The sequence below is a fragment of the Pseudomonas sp. EpS/L25 genome (assembly GCF_001512295.1).
Lineage (GTDB): Bacteria > Pseudomonadota > Gammaproteobacteria > Pseudomonadales > Pseudomonadaceae > Chryseomonas.
The window spans coordinates 16715-36881 of record NZ_LNUP01000011.1 but is presented as its reverse complement, the minus strand read 5'-3'; the positions used below and the strand labels follow the sequence as shown (position 1 = coordinate 36881).

Annotated in this window: 21 protein-coding genes; 9 read left to right on the top strand and 12 right to left on the bottom strand. The window is 66.6% G+C overall.

Features of this window, described 5'->3' with window-relative positions:
- The first annotated feature begins 13 nt into the window (after positions 1-13).
- Positions 14-775 carry a substrate-binding periplasmic protein gene (locus AR540_RS09220; protein WP_059228216.1) on the top strand — a complete coding sequence of 254 codons (762 nt, stop codon included), beginning with the start codon at positions 14-16 and terminating at the stop codon, positions 773-775.
- A gap of 256 nt (positions 776-1031) precedes the next feature.
- Complete coding sequence (locus AR540_RS09215; protein WP_059228214.1) at positions 1032-1793, top strand: substrate-binding periplasmic protein; 762 nt, start codon at positions 1032-1034, stop codon at positions 1791-1793.
- 3 nt (positions 1794-1796) lie between these two features.
- Here AR540_RS09215 and AR540_RS09210 read toward each other — a convergent pair whose 3' ends face one another.
- From AR540_RS09210 to AR540_RS09195, 4 genes are all read right to left on the bottom strand, one after another.
- Positions 1797-2555, bottom strand: coding sequence for a divergent polysaccharide deacetylase family protein (locus AR540_RS09210; RefSeq protein WP_059228212.1), 759 nt, complete (start codon positions 2553-2555; stop codon positions 1797-1799).
- Complete coding sequence (locus tag AR540_RS09205) at positions 2552-3895, bottom strand: S41 family peptidase (protein WP_059228210.1); 1344 nt, start codon at positions 3893-3895, stop codon at positions 2552-2554. The genes AR540_RS09210 and AR540_RS09205 overlap by 4 nt, the downstream gene beginning before the upstream one ends.
- Before the next feature lie 29 nt (positions 3896-3924).
- Positions 3925-5208, bottom strand: coding sequence for a murein hydrolase activator EnvC family protein (locus tag AR540_RS09200; protein WP_059228208.1), 1284 nt, complete (start codon positions 5206-5208; stop codon positions 3925-3927).
- Between the two features lie 133 nt (positions 5209-5341).
- Complete coding sequence (locus tag AR540_RS09195; RefSeq protein ID WP_059228206.1) at positions 5342-5953, bottom strand: NAD(P)-dependent oxidoreductase; 612 nt, start codon at positions 5951-5953, stop codon at positions 5342-5344.
- A 178-nt stretch (positions 5954-6131) separates the two neighbouring features.
- On the opposite strand from AR540_RS09195, the gene AR540_RS09190 reads away from it, so the two are divergent.
- The 3 genes from AR540_RS09190 to secB are packed head-to-tail and all read left to right on the top strand — an operon-like array spanning position 6132 to position 7343.
- On the top strand, positions 6132-6551 hold the full coding sequence (locus tag AR540_RS09190; RefSeq protein WP_059228204.1) for a rhodanese-like domain-containing protein: 420 nt from the start codon (positions 6132-6134) through the stop codon (positions 6549-6551).
- 40 nt (positions 6552-6591) lie between these two features.
- Positions 6592-6846, top strand: coding sequence for a glutaredoxin 3 (gene grxC, locus AR540_RS09185; RefSeq protein ID WP_059228203.1), 255 nt, complete (start codon positions 6592-6594; stop codon positions 6844-6846).
- A 32-nt stretch (positions 6847-6878) separates the two neighbouring features.
- The gene (secB, locus tag AR540_RS09180; RefSeq protein ID WP_059228201.1) at positions 6879-7343 is read left to right on the top strand and encodes a protein-export chaperone SecB; all 465 of its coding nucleotides are present in this window, start codon (positions 6879-6881) and stop codon (positions 7341-7343) included.
- Between the two features lie 55 nt (positions 7344-7398).
- Here the strand turns inward: secB and rarD are convergent, their stop codons facing one another.
- The 5 genes from rarD to AR540_RS09155 form a co-directional block, all read right to left on the bottom strand.
- Entirely contained in the window at positions 7399-8286 is an 888-nt protein-coding gene (gene rarD / locus AR540_RS09175) for an EamA family transporter RarD (protein ID WP_059228199.1), read from the bottom strand.
- A 185-nt stretch (positions 8287-8471) separates the two neighbouring features.
- Positions 8472-9446: a serine/threonine protein kinase gene (locus tag AR540_RS09170; RefSeq protein ID WP_059228197.1), complete on the bottom strand. Its 975-nt coding sequence runs from the start codon at positions 9444-9446 to the stop codon at positions 8472-8474.
- 110 nt (positions 9447-9556) lie between these two features.
- A complete protein-coding gene (locus AR540_RS09165; RefSeq protein WP_059228195.1) occupies positions 9557-11446 on the bottom strand; it encodes a PhoX family protein in 1890 nt (629 codons plus the stop codon).
- Positions 11447-11720: 274 nt separating this feature from the next.
- Positions 11721-12458, bottom strand: a complete 738-nt coding sequence (locus tag AR540_RS09160) for a ComF family protein (protein ID WP_153014210.1) — start codon at positions 12456-12458, stop codon at positions 11721-11723.
- A 59-nt stretch (positions 12459-12517) separates the two neighbouring features.
- The gene (locus tag AR540_RS09155; RefSeq protein ID WP_059228193.1) at positions 12518-12814 is read right to left on the bottom strand and encodes a hypothetical protein; all 297 of its coding nucleotides are present in this window, start codon (positions 12812-12814) and stop codon (positions 12518-12520) included.
- Between the two features lie 113 nt (positions 12815-12927).
- Between AR540_RS09155 and AR540_RS09150 the strand changes: the two genes are divergently transcribed.
- A complete protein-coding gene (locus AR540_RS09150; RefSeq protein ID WP_059228191.1) occupies positions 12928-13629 on the top strand; it encodes an alpha/beta fold hydrolase in 702 nt (233 codons plus the stop codon).
- On the opposite strand, the gene AR540_RS09145 is transcribed toward AR540_RS09150, so the two are convergent.
- On the bottom strand, positions 13626-14462 hold the full coding sequence (locus AR540_RS09145) for an isocitrate lyase/PEP mutase family protein (RefSeq protein ID WP_059228189.1): 837 nt from the start codon (positions 14460-14462) through the stop codon (positions 13626-13628). The genes AR540_RS09150 and AR540_RS09145 overlap by 4 nt on opposite strands.
- A gap of 311 nt (positions 14463-14773) precedes the next feature.
- Here AR540_RS09145 and AR540_RS09140 point away from each other — a divergent pair, with 311 nt between their 5' ends.
- Positions 14774-15349: a cupin domain-containing protein gene (locus tag AR540_RS09140; protein ID WP_082706961.1), complete on the top strand. Its 576-nt coding sequence runs from the start codon at positions 14774-14776 to the stop codon at positions 15347-15349.
- A gap of 242 nt (positions 15350-15591) precedes the next feature.
- Here the strand turns inward: AR540_RS09140 and AR540_RS09135 are convergent, their stop codons facing one another.
- Together AR540_RS09135 and AR540_RS09130 are read right to left on the bottom strand one after the other, a co-directional pair.
- Positions 15592-16014 (bottom strand): DUF1810 domain-containing protein, encoded by a 423-nt coding sequence (locus tag AR540_RS09135; protein ID WP_059228187.1) that lies wholly within the window; start codon positions 16012-16014, stop codon positions 15592-15594.
- A gap of 70 nt (positions 16015-16084) precedes the next feature.
- Entirely contained in the window at positions 16085-17419 is a 1335-nt protein-coding gene (locus AR540_RS09130; protein WP_059228185.1) for an MFS transporter, read from the bottom strand.
- A 341-nt stretch (positions 17420-17760) separates the two neighbouring features.
- Here AR540_RS09130 and AR540_RS09125 point away from each other — a divergent pair, with 341 nt between their 5' ends.
- Together AR540_RS09125 and AR540_RS09120 are read left to right on the top strand one after the other, a co-directional pair.
- Entirely contained in the window at positions 17761-18084 is a 324-nt protein-coding gene (locus tag AR540_RS09125) for a thioredoxin family protein (protein ID WP_059228183.1), read from the top strand.
- A gap of 123 nt (positions 18085-18207) precedes the next feature.
- On the top strand, positions 18208-20013 hold the full coding sequence (locus AR540_RS09120) for a phenylacyl-CoA dehydrogenase (RefSeq protein WP_059228180.1): 1806 nt from the start codon (positions 18208-18210) through the stop codon (positions 20011-20013).
- The last annotated feature ends 154 nt before the right edge of the window (positions 20014-20167 follow it).

Below are 20167 nucleotides of genomic sequence, written 5' to 3'. Positions count from 1 at the left end.
CAAGGAGAGGGAAATGCGCAAGTCGTGGTTGAGTATCGCGGGTGCTCTGCTGAGTTGCACCCTGGCACTGAGTACGGCCCGGGCGGAATTGCCGCCGGGATATCGCGTCGTTCTGCTGACCGAGAACTTCCCACCGTTCAACATGGCGGTGGACGACAAGAATTTCGCGCGGGACGAGGCCATCGACGGGATAAGCACCGACCTGGTGCGCGAAATGTTCAAGCGCGCCAAGATCGACTACAACCTGTCGCTGCGCTTTCCCTGGGATCGTATCTACAACCTGACCCTGGACAGCCCCAACTATGCGCTCTTCTCCGTCTCGCGTACCGAGGCGCGGATACCGCTGTTCAAGTGGGTCGGCCCCCTGGGCAAGACGCGCAAGGTATTCATGGCGCTGCCGGGCAGCACCGTCAAGGTGCCTGATATGGCCGCTGCGGCCAAGCTGCGCGTGGGCGCCTACAAGAACTCCGCGGTGAGCCTGATGATCCAGGAGAAGGGGATCGTCCCCATCGATGCCCTGCGTGATCAGGAGAACATCGCCAAGTTGCAGAAGGGCGAGATCGATATCTGGGCCACCACCGACATCGTTGGGCGCTACCTGGCCAAGGAACAGGGCGTGAGCAATCTGCAGACACTGCTGAGCTTCCAGGAATCCGACCTCTACCTGGCGCTGAACAAGGATACCCCCGACGAGGTGGTGACCCGCCTGCAGCAGGCCCTCGACGCCATGCGCAAGGAGGGGGTGGTCGATAGCGTCACCAACAACTACCTCTGAGCCACCGGCGACCATCGGTCGCGCCAGGGCGGCAGCAAGTCGTCCTGCGCCGGGCTGGGGCCAGGGCCAGGCTAATGATGGCACTTGGCTTGCTTCCTGGCCTACGCAGGGCCGAACAGGGGCTCGCAGAGGGCTCGGTCGTCGGATCGAGCGGGATAGGCAACGACCGTGGCGGCCGCATCGGGACGGGGTAGTGGTCCTGGGGCCGGCTGGCTCGCGGCGAAGAATCGACCTTCGAGGCGATTAGGGAGTAGCGATGCGAACGTGGTGGTTGCGTCTGGCCGCTGTACTGCTCGGTGGCGTCCTGGGCACGACCCAGGTCCACGCCGAGCTGCCGGAAGGCTATCGGGTGGTACTCTTCACCGAGAACTTCCCGCCGTTCAACATGGCGGTGGACGAGAAGAACTTCGCGCGTGACGAGGCCATCGATGGCATCAGCACCGACCTGGTGCGCGAGATGTTCAAGCGCGCCAAGATCGATTACAACCTGTCGCTGCGCTTTCCCTGGGATCGTATCTACAACCTGACGCTGGAGAACGCCAATTACGGCATCTTCTCCACCACCCGCACGCCCGAACGCGAGGGCCTGTTCAAGTGGGTGGGTCCCCTGGCGACCAGCTCCTGGGTGGTGATGGCGCCGCAGAACAGCAACATCACTGTCAGCGACGTCAAGGCCCTGGGCAAGTACCGGGTGGGCGCCTACAAGAACGACGCCGTCAGCCTCTTCCTCGAAGGGCAGGGCCTCATGCCCATCAATGCCCTGCGCGACCAGGAAAACGTGGCCAAGCTGCAGTCGGGGCAACTGGACCTCTGGGCCACCACCGATCCGGTCGGCCGCTATCTGGCCAAGCAGGCCGGCGTCAGCAATCTCAAGATCGTACTGCGCATGCGCGAGGCGACGCTGTACCTGGCGCTGAACAAGGACACTCCCGACGAGGTGGTGAATCGCCTGCAGCAGGCGCTGGATGCCATGCGCCGGGAAGGGGTGGTCGATCGCATCACCAAGAACTACCTCTGATCGCTAGCGATAGCGCCCGTCGCGACCATGGCTGGCCATGGCGCGATTGGCGCGCAGGGCGATCATCTGCGGCAGATCGATGATCTCCACGCCCTGGGCCTTGAGGCCGGGCAACTGCTGGGCCAGCACGGCCAGGGTCGCCGGATGCGGATGGCCGATCAGCACGGCGCTGCCCTGGCGCCGTGCCAGGCGCACCCCTTCGGCCAGCTGCGCGGCGACCGCCGCCGGCGTCGCTTCGTTATCCAGGAAGACATCGCGCGAGGCGCTGGCCAGGCCGATCTTCTGGGCTTCCGCCGCGGCGACCGTAGCGGCGCTGGTGCGGCTGTCGAGAAACAGCAGATGACGCTCCTGCAGGACCTGCATCAGCTCGGCCATGGCCGGTCGGTCGGCGGTCATGCGGCTGCCTTCGTGATTGTTCACGCCATCCGCCTCGGGTACCCGTTCCAGGGCCCGATCCAGGCGTTGCAGGCGCTCGGCCGACGCCATTTCCGGATGCCAGGCATAGGGTCCGCCTGCCGGGTCCATGGGCAGGTGCAGCAGCACCGTGCGGCCGGCGCGGTGGGCCTCGGCGGCCAGCTCCGCGGCGTGCTGGGTCTCGGGAATGATCGCCAGCACCACGGGCGCCGGGAGTGCCAGCACCTGACGATCCCGCGCCAGATTCTGGCCGAGATCATCGATGACGATGGTCAGGCGGGCGGGGTCGGCAGAGGCGAAGCTGCTGGCCGCGAGGACCACGGCCAGCAGCCAGGAGCGCAGCCTCACGGCGTATGGGTGACGTTCAGTCCCTTGAGCAGCGACAGCGCCTGGGACAGCTGGAAGTCGTCATCCTGCGGCCGCGGGCTCTGGTTGGGTGCCTTGCTGCCGGTAGGCCGGTCGGCGCCACCGTTGCCGTTGCCCAGGTGGCCGGCGAGGTCCGCTTCGCGGAAGTACTCGTCGCCACCGCTCTGCGGCGTGACCTTGGCCGGCGCCACGGCGATGTCCGGGGTGATGCCCTGGGCCTGGATGGAGCGTCCGCTCGGCGTGTAGTAGAGCGCCGTGGTGAGCTTGAGGGCGCGGTCGTTGTTGAGCGGCAGCACCGTCTGTACCGAGCCCTTGCCGAAGCTGTCGGTGCCCATGAGGATGCCGCGCTTGGAGTCCTGCAGGGCGCCGGCGACGATCTCCGCTGCCGAGGCGCTGCCGCCGTTGATCAGCACCACCAGCGGGACCTTCTCGCTGGGGTCGGCGGCATCCGCCGAGAAGCGCAGCTCGGAATTGGGCAGGCGGCCCTTGGTGTAGACGATCAGGCCGTGGGTCATGAAGGCGTCGGCCACCTCGACCGCCGCTTGCAGCACGCCGCCCGGGTTGTTTCTCAGGTCGAGAACCAGGCCCTTGAGCTTGCCCTTGTTCTCCTGGCGTAGCTTGTTCAGCGCCTTGACCGTCTCCTCGCCGGTGTTGACCTGGAACTGCGAGATGCGCAGCAGGCCGTAGCCGGACTCGAGCAGTTGGCTCTTGACGCTGTTGACCTTGATCACCGCCCGCGCCAGCTTGACGTCGAACGGTTGGCCGCCGCCGCGGACGATGGTCAGCACGATGGGGCTGCCCGGCTTGCCGCGCATCTTGTCGACGGCCTCGTTGATGGCCTGGCCCTTGGTCGGCTGGCCATCGATCTTGACGATCAGGTCGCCGGGCTGCAGGCGCGCCTTGGCCGCCGGGGTGTCGTCGATGGGCGAGACCACCTTGATGAAGCCGTTTTCCTGACCGACTTCCAGGCCCAGGCCACCGAATTCACCACTGGTGGTTTCCTGCAGTTCGGCGAAGTCCTTGGGTTCGAGGTAGGCCGAGTGCGGATCCAGGTTGCTGAGCATGCCCTTGATGGCATTCTCCAGCAGGACCTTGTCCGAGACCGGCTCCACGTAGGCGGCCTTGATGCGATCGAACACCTCGGCGAAGGTACGCAGCTCGTCCAGGGGCAGCGGAGCGCTGGCCGGGGCATCGCTGGCGGTGCCCGGGGCGACCGGGGTCACGGCCGCCGGCGTACTCTGCGGCGATTGCGCCTGGACGACTCCGACGCCACCGAACAACAGGGCGAGAACCAGGACGGTGGGACGAAAGCGATGCGGCATGTGCAGCTCCTAAACCGGGGTGTGTCGCGCTATCCCTGAGCACGACACCAGATGACCGGGTCCGTCGGGCGACCCTGTTGGCGAATGGCGAAATACAAGGCGGAGGCTTCCTGACCGCCGCTGGCACCGACGGTCGCGATGGCGTCTCCAGCCTTGACCACGTCACCCGCAGACTTCAGCAGGCTCTGATTATGTCCGTACAGGCTGAGATAGCCATTCCCATGATCGATGATAACCAGCTGGCCGGCGCCCCTTAGCCAGTCGGCGAAGACCACCCGGCCATCGTGCACCGCCTTGACCCGGGTCCCCGCGCCGGCGGCGATCAGCACGCCGTCCCATTTCGCCCGGGGATCGTCGCCGCGGGCGCTGCCGAAGCGCGCCACCAGGCGGCCGTCGACCGGCCAGGGCAGCTTGCCACGGGCATTGGCGAAGGCACCGCCAAAGGCAGGTGCTGCACTAGACACCGCTATCTCCGGGGCGTTCGAGCTGCGCGGGGCTTTCGTGTCGCTTTCCGCCTGGCGCCGCGCGGCATCCCGAGCGGCCAGCGCCCGGGCTTCGGCCAGTTGGCGCTGGCGGGCTTCCTCCGCCTCGCGGGCCTGGCGAGCGAGGGTTTCCTCGATGGTCTTGAGCACCTTGTTCAGCGCCGCCTGATCCTGCTCTCGGGCCTGGATCTCACGGCTCTTGTCGCGGTAGTCGTCGTTGATCTTGGCCAACGCCGCCTGGCGCTCCTTGCGCACCTCGGCCAGCTCCGCCTGGCGCTTCTCCAGGTCCTCGCGGCGGGCGACCAGTTCGCCCTGCTCCTGCTGGATGCCCTGTTCCACCTCGCGCAATTCGCGCAGGGTATCGTTGAAGGTGGCGAGCTGATCCAGCCGGGTGCGGTTCAGGTAGTTGTAGTAGGTGAGGGTGCGACTGACCTTCTCGGGATGCTCCTGGTTGAGCAACAGCTTCAGGTATTCCTGGCGACCGCTCTGGTAGGCGGCGCGGATCTGCACGGCGATCAGCTGCTGTTGTTCAGCGCGGGACTGGTCGAGCTTCTTCTTGCGCCCGTCCAGCTCCTGCAGCTTTTTTTCGCCGTTCTCCAGCTGCTTCTGCAGCGCGTCCACCTGCTTTTCCAGCTCGCCCAGCTGAGTCTCGGTACCCTGCAACTGCTTCTGCACGCCGGACTTCTCGGCCTGTACCTGCTTGAGCACCTTCTGCATCTCCTGGATTTCCCGGCGAGTCTGCTCGATCTGCCGCTGGGTTTCGGCGCGATCGTCGGCCAGGGCAGGGGCGAGGAGACTGGCTAACAGGAGAAAGGCGAGAACACGGCGCATGCGAGGTCGTACATTGCGAGGGCGAAGCCCCTAGTATGCCCGTCACATCCGGCAAAAAAAACGGCAAGGAGCGCCGTTCAGCGTTCACGGCCCGACCAGGCGGCCGGGCTGCGAACGAGGGGGCATTTCCGTTTCAGTAACCGACGGTGAAGCGGGTGCGGTGGTGAGCGGGGCGTTCGACCTCGTCCAGCAGGGCCACGGCGTAGTCCTCGTAGGAGATATGGCTGTTGCCGGCGGCATCGAACAGCAGGGCGTCGCGGCCCAGGCGGAACTGGCCGGTACGCTCGCCGGCGGCGAAGACCATCTGCGGGCTGACGAAGACCCAGTCGAGGTCCTGGACGTCGCGGAGCGCCTCCAGGGTGGCGATGCCGGCGCCGGCCTCGGTCCGGTACTCGGCGGGGAAGGCGGGAGCGTCGAACAGCCGTGAGCCGTCCGGCAGGTTCAGGCTGGCGGCGCCGCCGACCACCAGCAGGCGCGGAATGCCTGAGGCGCGGGCGAAGGCGACCAGGGTGGCCGGGGGGACGTCGGCGAATCTCAGGCTGCTGATCAGCACCTCGCAACCGGCCAGGGCGCGGGCGGTTTCCGGGTTGGCGACATCGCCGGCCGCGACGCTCAGGCCATGCCGGGGGGCCAGGCGGGCGGGGTCGCGGACCAAGGCGGTGACCTGATGACCGCGGGAAAGGGCTTCGGCGAGCAGACGGCTGCCGACGTTACCGGTGGCGCCGAGCAGAGCGATGGAGGTCATGGCGGGATCCTGATGATGAACGGAATCCCAGCCTAGCCAGAGCGCTGCGACTGGCCAAGAAGGCAGTTCGCGGTGTGCTGGTTACCCGGCGATAACCCACGGCTTCGAGGGTATGGCGCCACCGGGGGGCTGTGTATACTGGCCGGCATTTTAGCCCTTCTTGGATAGCTCCTTCATCATGGAATTTCTCGGTCGGGTGGTCGAATTCGCCACCCATCATCCGCTGCTCATCGCCGCCTTCCTCGCCATCGTCGCCCTGATGCTGTTCAACGAGACCCGCCGGGGCGGTCGCAGCCTGTCCACCAGCGAGCTCACCAACCTACTCAACCGCGAAGAGGGCGTGGTGCTCGACATCCGTCCGAGCAAGGACTTCGCCGCCGGGCATATCGTCGGCGCGCTGAACATCGCTCAGGAGAAAGTCGCCACCAGCCTGTCTCTACTGGAGAAGCACAAGGCCAAGACCCTGATCGTGGTGGACAGCGCCGGCCAGCAGGCCGGTGCCGTGTGCGGCGACCTGCAGAAGGCCGGCTTCACCGCCGCTCGGCTGAATGGCGGCATCGCCACCTGGCGCGCAGAGAATCTGCCCCTGGTGAAGTGACCCCTTGCGTGGCCGGAGCCTCGGCCACTGGAGACCACGTATGACCGACGTCGTCATCTATACCAGTGCCTGGTGCCCCTATTGCCATCGTGCCAAGCACCTGCTCGATCGCAAGAACGTGGCGTACCGGGAAATCTCCATCGATGGCCAACCTGCCCTGCGTAGCGAAATGGCCCGCAAGGCCGGCCGCACCAGCGTGCCGCAGATCTGGATCGGCACCACCCACGTCGGCGGTTGCGACGATCTCTATGCCCTAGACCGAAGCGGACGCCTCGATCCGCTGCTGTTCGCCTGACCAACACTCACGTCATCACTCAAGGCCCTACCATGACCGACCAAGCCAACGGCGCCCAGGAAGACGGCGCTCAGTTCTCCCTCCAGCGCATCTACATCCGCGACCTGTCCTTCGAGGCGCCCAAGAGCCCGGAAATCTTCCGCCAGGACTGGCAGCCCAACGTCAACCTGGACCTGGCCACCCGCCAGAAGACCCTGGGCGACGACTTCCACGAAGTGGTGTTGACCCTGACCGTGACCGTCAAGAACAAGGAAGAGACCGCCTTCATCGCCGAAGTGCAGCAGGGTGGCATCTTCCTGATCAAGGGCCTGGACGCCGCTTCCATGGCCCACGCCCTGGGTGCCTTCTGCCCCAACATCCTGTTCCCCTACGCCCGCGAGGCGCTGGACAACATGGTGGTGCGCGGCTCCTTCCCGGCGCTGATGCTGCAGCCGGTGAACTTCGACGCCCTGTACGCCCAGGAACTGGCGCGCATGCAGACCGCCGGCGAAGCCTGAGCGGCTCACTGCGGTATCGAACGCCCCTTGCCAGGGGCGTTCTGCTATCTGGCCTTCACAGGGCTCTGAGCTTGCGGCTGGCGCGCCACAGATCGAAGCTGAACACCGCCAGCCCGGTCCAGATGCAGAGGAAGGCGAACAGACGCTCGCGCGGGAAGGGTTCGCCATAGAGCCAGACGGCCTGGACCAGCACCAGGGTCGGGGCGATGTACTGCAGGAAGCCCAGGGTCGAATAGGGCAGCTTGCGCGCCGCGGCGTTGAAGCACAGCAGCGGAATCAGGGTGATAGGTCCGCAGAGCACCACCAGCAGGCCCAGCGACGACTGCCAGGTCGACGCCTGCAGACTCACTCCCTGGGTCAGTAGCGGCAAGGCGATCAGGGCGACCGGCACCAGCATCCAGCTCTCCACCACCATGCCCGGCAGGGCGGCTACCGGTGTCTGCCGCCGGACCAGGCCATAGAAGGCGAAGGTCAGCGCCAGCGCCAGGGAGACCCAGGGCAACTGGCCCAGCGTCCACAGCTGTTGCGCCACGCCCAGTACCGCCAGGCCGACGGCGAGCCATTGCAGAGGGCGCAGCCGCTCGCGCAGGATCACCAGGGCGAGGAGGATATTGACCAGCGGGTTGATGTAGTAACCCAGGCTGGCCTCGACCACATGGGCGTTGTTCACGGCCCAGATGTAGACCAGCCAGTTGCAGGCCACCAGGGCGCCGGACAGCGCCAGCCAGGCCAGCCGTCGCGGATGGGCGCGTAGTTCGGCCCACCAGCCGCGGTGCCGCCAGACCATCAGCAGCAGAGCGCTGAACAGGGCGGACCAGAGGATGCGCTGGAACAGGATCTCGAGGGACGGCAGCGCCGCCAGCAGCTTGAAGAACAGCGGGAACAAGCCCCATAGCCCGTAGGCGGTGAGGCCCAGGGCATAACCCTGGCGCAAGGCAGACATGGAAGGTCCTTAGGCAGGCAACGTTCTTGTGCAGGCAGGATAGCGCAAGGGGCGACGGGATGTCGGGTGAGGTGGTGCGCTTGCAGTCTGATCGTTGCCAGGCTCAATCGGGGCCATGGGCCGCTCCTACGGATCAGGAGCGGTCGCATCGGCGGACCGCCATGGCCGCGATAAACGCGCTACGACTAGAACAACCGCAACGGCGCCTCGTCCAGGGCCGCGCGCTGTTCGCGCAAGGTGAGGATCTGGTCGCCCCAGTAGCGCTCGCTGCCGAACCAGGGAAAGCTCTTGGGAAAGGCCGGGTCGTCCCAGCGGCGCGCCAGCCAGGCGCTGTAGTGCATCAGCCGCAGGCTGCGCAGGCCCTCGATCAGCGCCAGCTCGCGCGGTTGGAAGTCATGGAATTCCTCGTAGCCGTCCATGAGTTCGGAGAGCTGCGTCAGCCGCTCCTGGCGATCACCCGCCAGCAGCATCCACAGGTCCTGTATGGCCGGGCCGTGGCGGCAGTCGTCGAGGTCGACGATGTGGTAGGCGTCGTCGCGGCAGAGCAGGTTGCCCGGATGGCAGTCGCCGTGCAGGCGGATGACGTCGTAGCTGACGCCCTCGAAGAGTTCGTCGAGGCGCAGCAGCAGGTCACGCGCCACCGACTCGTAGGCGGGCAGCAGGCTCTTGGGGATGAAGTTGCCGGTCAGCAGGGTATCCAGGGAGGCATGGCCATAGCTCTGGACGTCCAGCGTCTCGCGGTGCTGGAAGGGGCGGCTGGCGCCTACCGCGTGCAGCCGGCCGAGCAACTGGCCGAGACGATGCAACTGGTTGAGATCGCCTGGCTCGGGCGCCCGGCCGCCGCGGCGGGGGAAGAGGGCGAAGCGGAAACCGGCGTGCTCGAACAGCGTGCGGCCCTCGCGCTGCAGCGGCGCCACCACCGGCACCTCGCGCTCTTCCAGCTCGGCGGAAAAGGCATGCTCTTCGAGGATGGCCGCGTCGGTCCAGCGGTCCGGACGATAGAACTTGGCGATCAGCGGGGTCTCGCCCTCGATGCCGATCTGATAGACACGGTTTTCGTAGCTGTTGAGGGCCAGGACGCGGGCATCGCTGAGATAGCCCAGGCTTTCGATGGCGTCGATGACCAGATCGGGACTCAGATTGTCGAACGGATGGGACATGGCGCGCTCCTCGGTCACGGGGGACGATGGCGATTGCCACCCTGCATCCGGGAGATGCTAGCGCATGCCCGAGCCCGATGGCGAAGGCTCGGGTGCTATCCGCTCGCCGGTCAGGCGCCGATCACCCCGCCGTCTTCCCGGGTGATGACCATCACCGAGGAGCGCGGCTGGCCGTTCGGCTGGGCTTCGGGGAAGGTCGAGCCGCCTTCCTCGCCCGGGTGCTGGATGCCGACGAACATCGTCCTGTAGTCCGGCGAGAAGGCCAGGCCGGTGACCTCGCAACCGACCGGGCCGACCAGGAAGCGCCGCAATTCGCCATTGCGCGGATCGGCGCAGAGCATCTGGTTGTTGCCCATGCCCTCGTAGTCGCCCTTGTTGCTGTACTTGCCGTCGGTGAGCACCCACAGCCGGCCGGCGTCATCGAAGCCCAGGCCATCGGGGCTGTTGAACATGTTCTCGGCGTTGATCTGCGAGGAGCCGGCTTCGGGCTTGCCCGGGTGCACCTTGGGATTGCCGGCGATGACGAACAGATCCCAGTCGAAGGCCAGGGCGGCGGCATCGTCGCCGTCTTCGCGCCAGCGCACGATCTGGCCGTAGAGGTTGTTGGCGCGGGGGTTGGGGCCGCCCACCGGCTGGCCGTCCTCGCCGCGCTTGGTGTTGTTGGTCAGGGTGCAATAGACCTGGCCGTCCTTGGGGCTGACGGCGATCCACTCGGGTCGGTCCATGCGCGTGGCACCGACCTGGCTGCCGGCCTGGCGAGCGTGGATCAGTACCTCGGCCTGACCGGCGAAGCCGTTGGCAGCGGTCAGGCCGTGCTCGCCATGGACCAGCGGCAACCATTGGCCGCGACCCTTGGGTCGATTCGGATCGCGGTCGCCGTCGTCGAAGCGGGCGACGTAGAGGATGCCGTGGTCGAGCAGGTCGCGATTGGCCTTGGGATCGTCCTGCAGGCGGTCGCGGCTGACGAACTTGTAGATGAATTCGCCACGCTCGTCGTCGCCCATGTAGACCACCACGCGGCCGTCACGAGTACGGGCGAGGGCGGCATTCTCGTGCTTGAAGCGACCCAGGGCGGTGCGCTTGACCGGCTTGGCCTGGGGATCGAAGGGGTCGATCTCGGTGATCCAGCCGTGGCGATTGAGCTCGTTGGGATTCTGCGCCAGGTCGAAGCGGTCGTCGTGCAGGTGCCAGTCGTTCTCCACGCTGGCGTGCTTGACGCTGTAGCGCTTCTGGGCGGCATCGAATCTGAGGGTGGCGTCGCGGCTGCCGAAGACGTCGGTGAAGTTCTCTTCGCAGGTCAGGTAGGTGTGCCAGAGCGTGGCACCACTGGAGCAATTCTGGAAGGTGCCCAGCACCTCGCGTCCATCCGGATCGGCGGCGGTCTTGAGCAGGTCATGGCCGGCCGCCGGACCGCTGACGGCGATGGGCGTGTTGCCATGCACGCGTCTGTTGTAGGGCGAGCCCTGGACGAAATGCCACTGGCCGTCCTTACGGCGCACCTCGATCACCGAGACGCCCTCGGCGGCCTGGGCCTTGCGGGTATCTTCCAGCGACTTGGGCGGGGTGCCGTGGCTGAGCAGATAGCGATAGTTGGTGTACTCGTTGTTGATCGCCATCAGCGCCCGGTCCGGGTCGTCCGGGAAGGGATAGAAGGCCATGCCGTCGTTGTTGTCGCCGAACTGGACTTCCTGGTCGGCAGCAGTGTGGCTGCCATCGGGGCGGAAGTCCGGGCCATCGGCGTGCAGCGGCTGGCCCCAGCTGATGAGCACGCTGGCGCGGTAGCCGGGTGGCACCACCAGGGTGTCGGCGGTGGAGGCCGGTATGTTGGCGAAACCGATCAGCGGATTACCGTTGGCAGCGCTGACGGCGTCGGCCAGGGCGCTGCGCCCGAGCAGGCCGCCGCCGAGGAACAGGGCCGCGCCCGCCAGGGCGCCCGCGCCGATGAAGCGTCGGCGACTGAGATGGACGATACGTTCGAGGTCGGTCTGCTCGGCATGCATGGTCATGGCTCCTCACGGGTATGGGGCGAGGCTAGTCAGCGCGGATGACGGTTTGGTGACAGTCGCCTAGGGTGGTGTTTCAGTAGTTCGCGCAAGAATTGGCGAGTGATTTTTTGGCGGTTCGGCGTTCCGACGATTCGGCGCCCCGATGGGCCAGGCGCCGCGACGAGTCATGGCAGGGCTATGGCGAGGAGTGGCAACGCAGTGCCGGAGGTCCGCCTCTGCGGCGAAAAAGCGCCGCCAAAATTGTGTAGATAACTTCTGAAACACCACACTAGTCACCGGGCGGCGGCGTTCGCGCCAGGCAGTAGACATCGACCCGGCGGGCACCGGCACGTTTGAGCAGCCGTGCCAGGCTGTCGGCGGTGGCGCCGGTGGTCAGGACGTCGTCCACCAGGGCCAGATGGCGACCGGTCAGCTCGGCCTCGTTCACCAGGGCGAAGGCCTGCTTGAGATTGCGTCGCCGCTCGCTGGCCGTGAGGCCCTGCTGGCTGTGTTGTTCCTGTACCCGCTGCAGGAGCTTGGCGTTCACCGGCAGTCGCAGCGGCTTGCCGAGCCAGTCGGCCAGCAGCGCGGCCTGGTTGAAGCCGCGCTGGCGCAGCCTCTGGGGTGACAGCGGAACCGGCAATAACAGCGCCGGCCGCGGCTGGCCTTCGTCGAACAGGTGCTGCAGATGGCGGGCCAGCAGAGCCCCGGCCAGCCGTCCGAGGCTGCCCTGGTCGCGGTGCTTGAAGGCGTTGATCAGGCTGTCGACCGGAAAGGCATAGCGCCAGGGCGCCAGCACCTGGTCGAAGGCCGGCGAGTCGGCCAGGCAGCCGCCGCAGATGACCCCGTCCACCGGTAGGGGCAGGGCGCAGCGCTGGCAGTGGGGGCCGAGCCACGGCAGCTCGGTCTCGCAGCTTTCGCACAGGGCGAGGCCGGGCGGCAGCCAGCTGGCGCAGAGGGCGCAGGAGGTTCCAGGCCGTAGGCGCTGCCAGTGACGCCGCAGATAGCGATGGACGGAAGTGGGCATATCGGCATCCATGCCGAGAACAGGCCCCTACTGTGCCAGGCCGAGGGCCTGGTCACCAGTCAGCCGCGGATCAGCCAGCTCATCACCATCAGGCCGAGGATCAGCCAGATGACGCCGCCGACAATCGAGCGGGCCATGAAGGCCCGCACCGCGGCATAGAGCAGCAGCAGGCCGATGGCGAGGACGACGAAGCTGATGTAGGAGTCGTCCATGCCGATGGAGCGGGCCATGCCATGGAGAAAGTCGTGCACGGCGTCGGCGATACCACCGAGAACCGAGCCGAAGAGGTCGATGATGAAGCGGATGACCTGGCCGAGCGCCGCGCCGAGCCAGTCGAAGAAGCCTTCAGTACGCATGGATGTTTCCGAATCCTTGGCAATGTCCCTTGGAACCCGCAAAGCCCGCCGGGTTCGCCAGCGATCCGCGCTACACTGCGCGTTTTCCGTCGTACCCTTCAAGTCCCTGCGAAATGACAACCACCCCTGCCTTGCCCCTGGTCCTGCTCCCTGGCCTGCTCTGTGACGAGCGTCTCTGGGCCACCCAGGCTGCCGACCTGGCCGCCATCTGCCCCGTGCTCATCCCCGATCTCACCCGCGACGCCAGCATCGCCGCCATGGCCCGGCGGGTGTTGGCCGAAGCACCGCCGCGCTTCGCCCTGGGCGCGCTGTCCATGGGTGGCTACGTCGCCTTCGAGATCCTGCGCCAGGCACCGGAGCGAGTGGCGCGGCTGGCCCTGTTCGACACCATGGCCAGCCCGGATGGCGAAGCACGTGCCGCCCAGCGCCGGGCCATGCTCGAACTGGCCGAGCGCGGCCGTTTCCTCGGCATCAGCCCACAGCTGCTGCCGCGGCTTATCCATGCCTCGCGCCTGGACAGCCCGGTCGCCGATACCGTGGTGGCCATGGGCAAGGCCGTGGGCAAGGAGGCCTTCCTGCGCCAGCAACGGGCGATCATCGACCGGCCCGACTCGCGCCCGACCTTGGCCACCATCCAGGTGCCGACCCTGGTCGTGGTCGGCGCCCAGGACCAGCTCACCCCGCCTGCCGAAGCCGAGCTGATGCACCAGGGCATCCAGGGTTCGCGCCTGGTGGTGCTGGACGAGTGCGGTCACCTGCCACCGCTGGAATTGCCCGAGCGGACCACGACGCTGCTGCGGGAGTGGTTGGCTTAGCCTTGCACTTCTGTCGGTTCAAGCAGTGCGGCTAGCTGCGCGCCCGGTATAGCCTCCTGGGCGTAACTGAAAGTGCCCTGGGTGCGTACCTCCTGGGCCGCCCTCAGCAGCGCGCCGAAGGCGGCGCGGGCGAAGGAGCCGCCCACGCTGATCCGCCGGACCCCCGCTGCGGCGAGCTCCGCGACCGAAAAGGTCGGGCCGGCGAGACCCATGACCACGTTCACCGGCTTGTCGACAGCCGCACAGACCGTTTTTATCGACTCCAGATCCGGCAATCCCGGTGCGTAGAGTACATCCGCTCCCGCCGCGGAGAAGGCCTGCAGGCGTCTGATGGTGTCATCCAGATCCGGGCGGCCGCACAGGTAGTTCTCGGCGCGCGCGGTCAAGAGAAAAGGACGTCCCCGCGCGGCTTCCGCAGCGGCCTGGATACGCTCCACCGCCAAGGAAAAATCATAGAGCGGGCTGGCCGGATCGCCGGTCGCATCCTCGACGGAGCCGCCCACCAGTCCCACGTTACAGGCCAGGCGGATGGTTTCGGCGCAGGTTTCCGGGGCCGTACCGAACCCCGCTTCCAGGTCAGCCGATACCGGTAGGTGGGTGGCGGCGACGATTTCCGCGGCGTTGGCCAGCAGTTCTTCACGGCTGAGCGTGGCGCTGGAGTCGCGCTTGCCCTTGGCGAAGGCGTAGCCGGCACTGCTGGTAGCCAGGGCCTCGAAGCCTAGACTAGTCAGCAGTCGTGCGGAGCCGGCATCCCAAGGGTTGGGAATGACGAAGGCTCCCTGCATGGCATGCAGATGCTGGAAACGAGCGAATTTTTGTCGTTGATCCGTCATGGGCGTTCCCTCTGGATGGCGAAGCAACTATAGCCAGGCAGAGCTAGTGTGGTGTTTCAGACGTTACCTACACAATTTTGGCGGCGCTTTTTGTCCGCAGCGGCGGACCGCCCTGGACGTCGTTGCCACTCCTCGCCATAGCCCTGCTATGACTCGTCGCGGCGCCTAGCCCATTCGGGGCGCCGAACCGAACAAAAAACACTCGCCAATTCTTGCGCGAACTACTGAAACACCACACTAGGTTTCGTCCAGCGCCAGGAACCCGGACTCGCCCAGCCTCTCCACTGGACGAACCCTGTCGAGGAATCGCCATGCGTCGTCACCAACCCCTGTCCATCCTGTCCCTGGTGCTGGGCCTCGCGCCCAGCGTTCTGGCCCTGGCCGCTCCAGCCACCGGCAACGAGCCCGAGCGACTGTACTTCGCCGATGACGGCATCATTCCCAACAGCCGCCTGCCGGTGTTGCTCTATCGCCAACTGCCCCTGCAGGGGAGCGACCGGGCGGCAGCGCTGGAGCGGTTGTTCGCCGAGCACGACTGGCCGCCGCAGTGGCGCTACGGCGTCTACGATTACCACCACTATCACCCCAACGCCCATGAAGTGCTCGGTGTGGCCCAGGGCGAGGCGACCCTGCGCCTGGGTGGCGAGCAGGGGCAGGACGTGAGCGTGGCAGCGGGCGACGTGGTGGTGCTCCCGGCGGGGACCGGCCATCGCAGTCTGGCGTCCAGCGCGGATTTTCTGGTGATAGGGGCTTATCCGCCCGGCCAGGAAGCGTTCATCACCCAGCGCGCCGATCCGGCGGCCCATGCCCGGTCACTGGAGCTGATCGCCCAGGTGCCCTTGCCGGCGACCGATCCCGTGACTGGCCGCGAGGGACTCTGGCGTTAGAACCTGTTCACGATCTGCTGCGCGTCGGCCAAACGGCGTTGAAAATGCCCTGGAAGGCCAGCCCCACCTGGGCGGTCCCGTCGCAATGCTCATTTACCACTCGTAAACCCGAGCGCGGGTCCGATCCGCTTCCTCAGGCATTTGATTCGCTAGCGCTCACCCTTCGGGCCAGCCGTTGGCTGTTACTCCCGATGGTCGTTGCGCCTTGTTTGTCTCTAGCTCGCGAGATCGTGAACAGGTTCTTAGCAGAGTCGCTCCAGGGTCGCCTCGTCCGGCTGGCCGGCGAAGAAGGTCTTCAGGGCCTGGCGAAAGGGCTCGGGGTCCTCGGCCACGGCGGCGAAGAGGGTCAGGCTGGAGTGGAACTTGAGGTCGTCCGGCTGCCCGAACAGCGCCATGGCGGTTAGCTCGGGATGCTCCAGCGCCGCCGTGGTGATCTCGCGCAGCCGTGGTCCCAACAGGGGATGCGCCAGGTAGGCGCTGGCCTCTTCGCGGGAGGCGATGGCGTAGCGCTGCGCCGTCTCGCTGCGACCGAGCCCCTGGATCTGCGGGAAGACGAACCACATCCAGTGGCTGCGCTTGCGGCCGGCGCGAATCTCCGCCAGGGCGGTCGCGTAGGTGCCGGCCTGGGCGTCGATGAAGCGTTGCAGATCATGAGCGGCGGGCATGGCGGAAACTCCTGGCCTTTTGCCTATCGGCAGGCCGTCCCGGAGGAAGTGCCACCGATGGGACGAGCGGTCAGCCGCGTACCGCGCGATAGCCGGGCTCGCGGCCGTCGGGGATCTCGTCCAGATCGATCCGCGAGGTCTCGGGCAGGCTCAGGCCACCGACCAGGCCGAGCAGGGCGACCAGAATCAGGTAGAGCGCCGGCGAGAGATTGCTGCCGGTGGCGCCGATCAGCCAGGTCGCCATCAGCGGCGCGGTGCCACCGAAGATGGTGTAGGCCAGGTTGTAGGTGATGGCCCCGGCGGTGTAGCGGGTACGGGTCGGGAACACCTCGCTGAGCAGCGGCGCCGTCACCACATTGCACAGCACCGCGCCCGCGCCCAGCAGCAGGCAACCCAGCAGGGCCGAGCCGAACTGGCCGCTGCTGGCCAGTAGCAGCGCCGGATAGACGCCGACGGCCAGTACCAGGCTGGCCAGCACCGTGGTCAGGCGGCGGCCGATGCGGTCGGTGACCCGCCCCAGCAGCGGGCAGGCGCTGGCGGCGGCGAACAGGGTGATCAGGCTGATGGCCAGGGCCGCGGCCCGGTCGAAGCCGCCGGCGACCTGCAGGTAGGTCGAGAAATAGGTGGTGAACATGTAGAAGGACAATGCCGTCAGCGAGATGAAGGCGCCCAGACGCAGGATGGAACGGCCTTGCAGGCGCAGCGTCTCGCCCAGCGGCGAATGACTGACCTCATGGCCGGCTTCCAGGGCCTGGAAGGCCGGGGTCTCGTCGAGCTTCAGGCGCAGGTAGAGGCCGATCAGGCCCAGTGGGGCAGCGGCCAGGAAGGGTATGCGCCAGCCCCAGTCGGCCATGGCCGTGGCACCCAGCAGGCGCTCCAGTCCCCAGGCGGTGAGGGCCGCGCTGGCGAAGGCGAGGAAGGTGGAGACCGGTACGAAGCTGCCGTAGCGGCCACGGCGATCGTGCGGCGAATGCTCCATCACGTAGGCGCAGGCCCCGGCATATTCGCCGCCCGCGGAAAAGCCCTGGGCACAGCGGATAGCCGTCAGCAGGATCGGTGCCCAGATGCCGATAGTGGCGTAGCTGGGCAGGATGCCGATCAGCGCGGTGGCGCCGGCCATGATCAGGATGGTCAGCGCCAGGGTGCGCTTGCGGCCGATGCGATCGCCGAGCAGTCCGAAAACGATGCCGCCCAGCGGCCGGAAGGCGAAGGCCACGGCGAAAACGGCGAAGGTCTTGAGGAGCCCGGCGGTGGCATCGCCACTGGGAAAGAAGTGCGCGGCGAGCAGGGTGGCGAGAAAGCCGTAGAGGGCGAAATCGAACCACTCGACGAAGTTGCCGATGGAGGCGGCGGAGATGACCTTGCGCAGGGTGGCGGGGGAAACGGACGTCGCTGTCTGACTCATGGCGGGCCTCAGGGAAAAGAAGGATACGGAGGCAGAACGGGGGCGCCTTGTTTATGGTGGTGGAAGCGGGGCGTACCGCAGGATCGACGCTAGTGTGGTGTTTCAGAAGTTCGCGCAAGAATTGGCGAGTGATTTTTGGGCGGTTCGGCGTTCCGACTGGGCTAGGCGCCGCGACGAGTCATAGCAGGGCTATGGCGAGGAGTGACAACAAAGCCCAGGCCGAAAAAGCGCCACCAAAATTGTGTAGGTAACTTCTGAAAAACCACACTAGTCCTTTTCCCGCCTGCGGGCAGTCCCCGCAGCGACTTTTCCACCGTTGGAACCGACTTCAGGAGCCGCCCATGTCCATGACCACCGCCTATGCCGCCCAGGAACCCACGCGGACCGAGGTCGATGCCCTGCCGGGGGTGACCCTGCTGGAGTTCGGCGCGCCCTGGTGCGGTCACTGCCGCGCCGTTCAGCCACCGCTCGCCACCGTCCTGGCGGAGCGCCCGGCCGTGCGCCATCTCAAGATCGAGGACGGCTCCGGGCGCCGTCTGGGACGCAGCTTCCGCATCAAGCTCTGGCCGACGCTGATCCTGCTGCGGGACGGCCAGGAACTGGCGCGGCTGGTGCGGCCGCGTGATGGCCAGGCGCTGGACGAAATGCTGGCGCTGGCGGACTGACCGGTCGCCCGTCGCCGCTTGACAAGGACAGGGCTAGAACATAAGTTTCAAACAACTGTTTAAACGCTCGCGGGCAGCGGCCCGCCTTCCTCGACAACAAGCATTCGCCAAGAGGTAACAGTCATGCCCGAATACAAGGCCCCCCTGCGGGACATCCGCTTCGTTCGCGACGAACTGCTGGGTTATGACGCGCACTACCAGAGCCTGCCCGGCTGCGGCGACGCCACTCCCGACATGGTCTCCGCCATTCTCGAAGAAGGCGCCAAGTTCTGCGAGCAGGTGCTGGCACCCCTCAATCGTATCGGCGACCAGCAGGGCTGCACCTGGAGCGAGGAAGGCGTGAAGACGCCCGACGGCTTCAAGGAGGCCTATGCCCAGTTCGTCGAAGGGGGCTGGCCGAGCCTGGCGCACAACCCGGCCCACGGTGGCCAGGGCCTGCCCGAATCCCTCGGCATTTCCCTGTCGGAAATGGTCGGCCAGGCCAACTGGTCCTGGGGCATGTACCCCGGCCTGTCCCACGGTGCCATGAACACCCTGGAACAGCACGGCACCGACGAGCAGAAGCACACCTATCTGGAGAAGCTGGTGACCGGCGAATGGACCGGCACTATGTGCCTGACCGAGCCCCACTGCGGTTCCGACCTGGGCATGCTGCGCACCAAGGCCGAGCCGCGTCCTGACGGCAGCTACGCCATCACCGGCACCAAGATCTTCATCTCCGCCGGTGAGCACGACATGGCCGAGAACATCGTCCACATCGTCCTGGCCCGCCTGCCCGACGCCCCCGCCGGCACCAAGGGCATCTCGCTGTTCATCGTGCCCAAGCGCCTGCCCGACGCCAGCGGTGCCGCCGGCGAGCGCAACGCCGTGCACTGCGGTTCCCTGGAACACAAGATGGGCATCCACGGCAACGCCACCTGCGTGATGAACTTCGATGGCGCCACCGGCTTCCTGATAGGCCCGCCGAATCGCGGCCTGAACTGCATGTTCACCTTCATGAACTTCGCCCGCATCGGCACCGCCCTGCAGGGCCTGGCCCATGCCGAGGTGGCCTTCCAGGGTGGCCTGAAGTACGCCCGCGAGCGTCTGCAGATGAGGTCCCTGACCGGGCCCAAGGCGCCGGATAAGCCCGCCGATCCCATCATCGTGCACCCCGATGTGCGCCGCATGCTGCTGACCATGAAGGCCTTCGCCGAAGGCAGCCGGGCGATGATCTACTACACCGCCAAGCTGGTGGACATTCTCAAGTACAGCCAGGACGAGGAGCAGAAGCAGCAGGTCGAGACCCAGCTGGCTTTCCTGACGCCCATCGCCAAGGCCTTCATGACCGAGGTCGGCTTCGAAGCGGCCAGCCACGGCGTGCAGATCTACGGTGGCCACGGCTACATCGCCGAGTGGGGCATGGAGCAGAACCTGCGCGATGCCCGTATCGCCATGCTCTACGAGGGCACCACGGGCATCCAGGCCATCGACCTGCTGGGTCGCAAGGTGCTGATGACCCAGGGCGAATCGCTCAAGGCCTTCACCAAGGTGGTGCACAAGTTCTGCCAGGCCAATGCCGAGAACGCCGAACTCAAGGCCTTCGTCGAACCGCTGGCGAAGCTGAACAAGGAGTGGGGCGAGATCACCCTCAAGGTCGGCATGGCCGCCATGAAGGATCGCGAGGAAGTGGGGGCCGCCGCCGTCGACTACCTGATGTACTCCGGCTACTGCTGCCTGGCGTACTTCTGGGCCGATATGGCCCGGGTCGCCGCCGAGCAGCTGGCCGCCGGTACCGACGAGGCCGCCTTCTACCAGGCCAAGCTGGCCACCGCGCGCTTCTACTACCAGCGCCTGCTGCCCCGTACCCGCGCCCATGCCGAAGCGTTGCTGGCCGGCCCCGGCAGCCTGATGGCCCTGGCCGAGGAGGACTTCGCCCTCGGTTACTAAGCCGTCGCAGCGCCACTGAAAACCCCGCTCCGGCGGGGTTTTCGCCTTTTCGCGGCCGCGAAAATCCAGCCGGTGCAGACCTCCGATCGGCTGACCGTCGGGTCAGTTCATGAACCTATGTCTCCCTTCCGGTTCGGTCTTACACTCGGGTCAT

What these genes read in the sequence shown, in the direction of transcription:
- AR540_RS09145 (WP_059228189.1), bottom strand. Translation starts at nt 14,462, where the DNA reads ATGACGGATCAACGACAAAAATTCGCTCGTTTCCAGCATCTGCATGCC.
- AR540_RS09120 (WP_059228180.1), top strand. Translation starts at nt 18,208, where the DNA reads ATGCCCGAATACAAGGCCCCCCTGCGGGACATCCGCTTCGTTCGCGAC.
- AR540_RS09135 (WP_059228187.1), bottom strand. Translation starts at nt 16,014, where the DNA reads ATGCCCGCCGCTCATGATCTGCAACGCTTCATCGACGCCCAGGCCGGC.
- AR540_RS09220 (WP_059228216.1), top strand. Translation starts at nt 14, where the DNA reads ATGCGCAAGTCGTGGTTGAGTATCGCGGGTGCTCTGCTGAGTTGCACC.
- AR540_RS09190 (WP_059228204.1), top strand. Translation starts at nt 6,132, where the DNA reads ATGGAATTTCTCGGTCGGGTGGTCGAATTCGCCACCCATCATCCGCTG.
- AR540_RS09155 (WP_059228193.1), bottom strand. Translation starts at nt 12,814, where the DNA reads ATGCGTACTGAAGGCTTCTTCGACTGGCTCGGCGCGGCGCTCGGCCAG.
- rarD (WP_059228199.1), bottom strand. Translation starts at nt 8,286, where the DNA reads ATGTCTGCCTTGCGCCAGGGTTATGCCCTGGGCCTCACCGCCTACGGG.
- AR540_RS09200 (WP_059228208.1), bottom strand. Translation starts at nt 5,208, where the DNA reads ATGCGCCGTGTTCTCGCCTTTCTCCTGTTAGCCAGTCTCCTCGCCCCT.
- AR540_RS09140 (WP_082706961.1), top strand. Translation starts at nt 14,774, where the DNA reads ATGCGTCGTCACCAACCCCTGTCCATCCTGTCCCTGGTGCTGGGCCTC.
- grxC (WP_059228203.1), top strand. Translation starts at nt 6,592, where the DNA reads ATGACCGACGTCGTCATCTATACCAGTGCCTGGTGCCCCTATTGCCAT.
- AR540_RS09215 (WP_059228214.1), top strand. Translation starts at nt 1,032, where the DNA reads ATGCGAACGTGGTGGTTGCGTCTGGCCGCTGTACTGCTCGGTGGCGTC.
- AR540_RS09130 (WP_059228185.1), bottom strand. Translation starts at nt 17,419, where the DNA reads ATGAGTCAGACAGCGACGTCCGTTTCCCCCGCCACCCTGCGCAAGGTC.
- AR540_RS09165 (WP_059228195.1), bottom strand. Translation starts at nt 11,446, where the DNA reads ATGCATGCCGAGCAGACCGACCTCGAACGTATCGTCCATCTCAGTCGC.
- AR540_RS09170 (WP_059228197.1), bottom strand. Translation starts at nt 9,446, where the DNA reads ATGTCCCATCCGTTCGACAATCTGAGTCCCGATCTGGTCATCGACGCC.
- AR540_RS09125 (WP_059228183.1), top strand. Translation starts at nt 17,761, where the DNA reads ATGTCCATGACCACCGCCTATGCCGCCCAGGAACCCACGCGGACCGAG.
- secB (WP_059228201.1), top strand. Translation starts at nt 6,879, where the DNA reads ATGACCGACCAAGCCAACGGCGCCCAGGAAGACGGCGCTCAGTTCTCC.
- AR540_RS09195 (WP_059228206.1), bottom strand. Translation starts at nt 5,953, where the DNA reads ATGACCTCCATCGCTCTGCTCGGCGCCACCGGTAACGTCGGCAGCCGT.
- AR540_RS09205 (WP_059228210.1), bottom strand. Translation starts at nt 3,895, where the DNA reads ATGCCGCATCGCTTTCGTCCCACCGTCCTGGTTCTCGCCCTGTTGTTC.
- AR540_RS09160 (WP_153014210.1), bottom strand. Translation starts at nt 12,458, where the DNA reads ATGCCCACTTCCGTCCATCGCTATCTGCGGCGTCACTGGCAGCGCCTA.
- AR540_RS09150 (WP_059228191.1), top strand. Translation starts at nt 12,928, where the DNA reads ATGACAACCACCCCTGCCTTGCCCCTGGTCCTGCTCCCTGGCCTGCTC.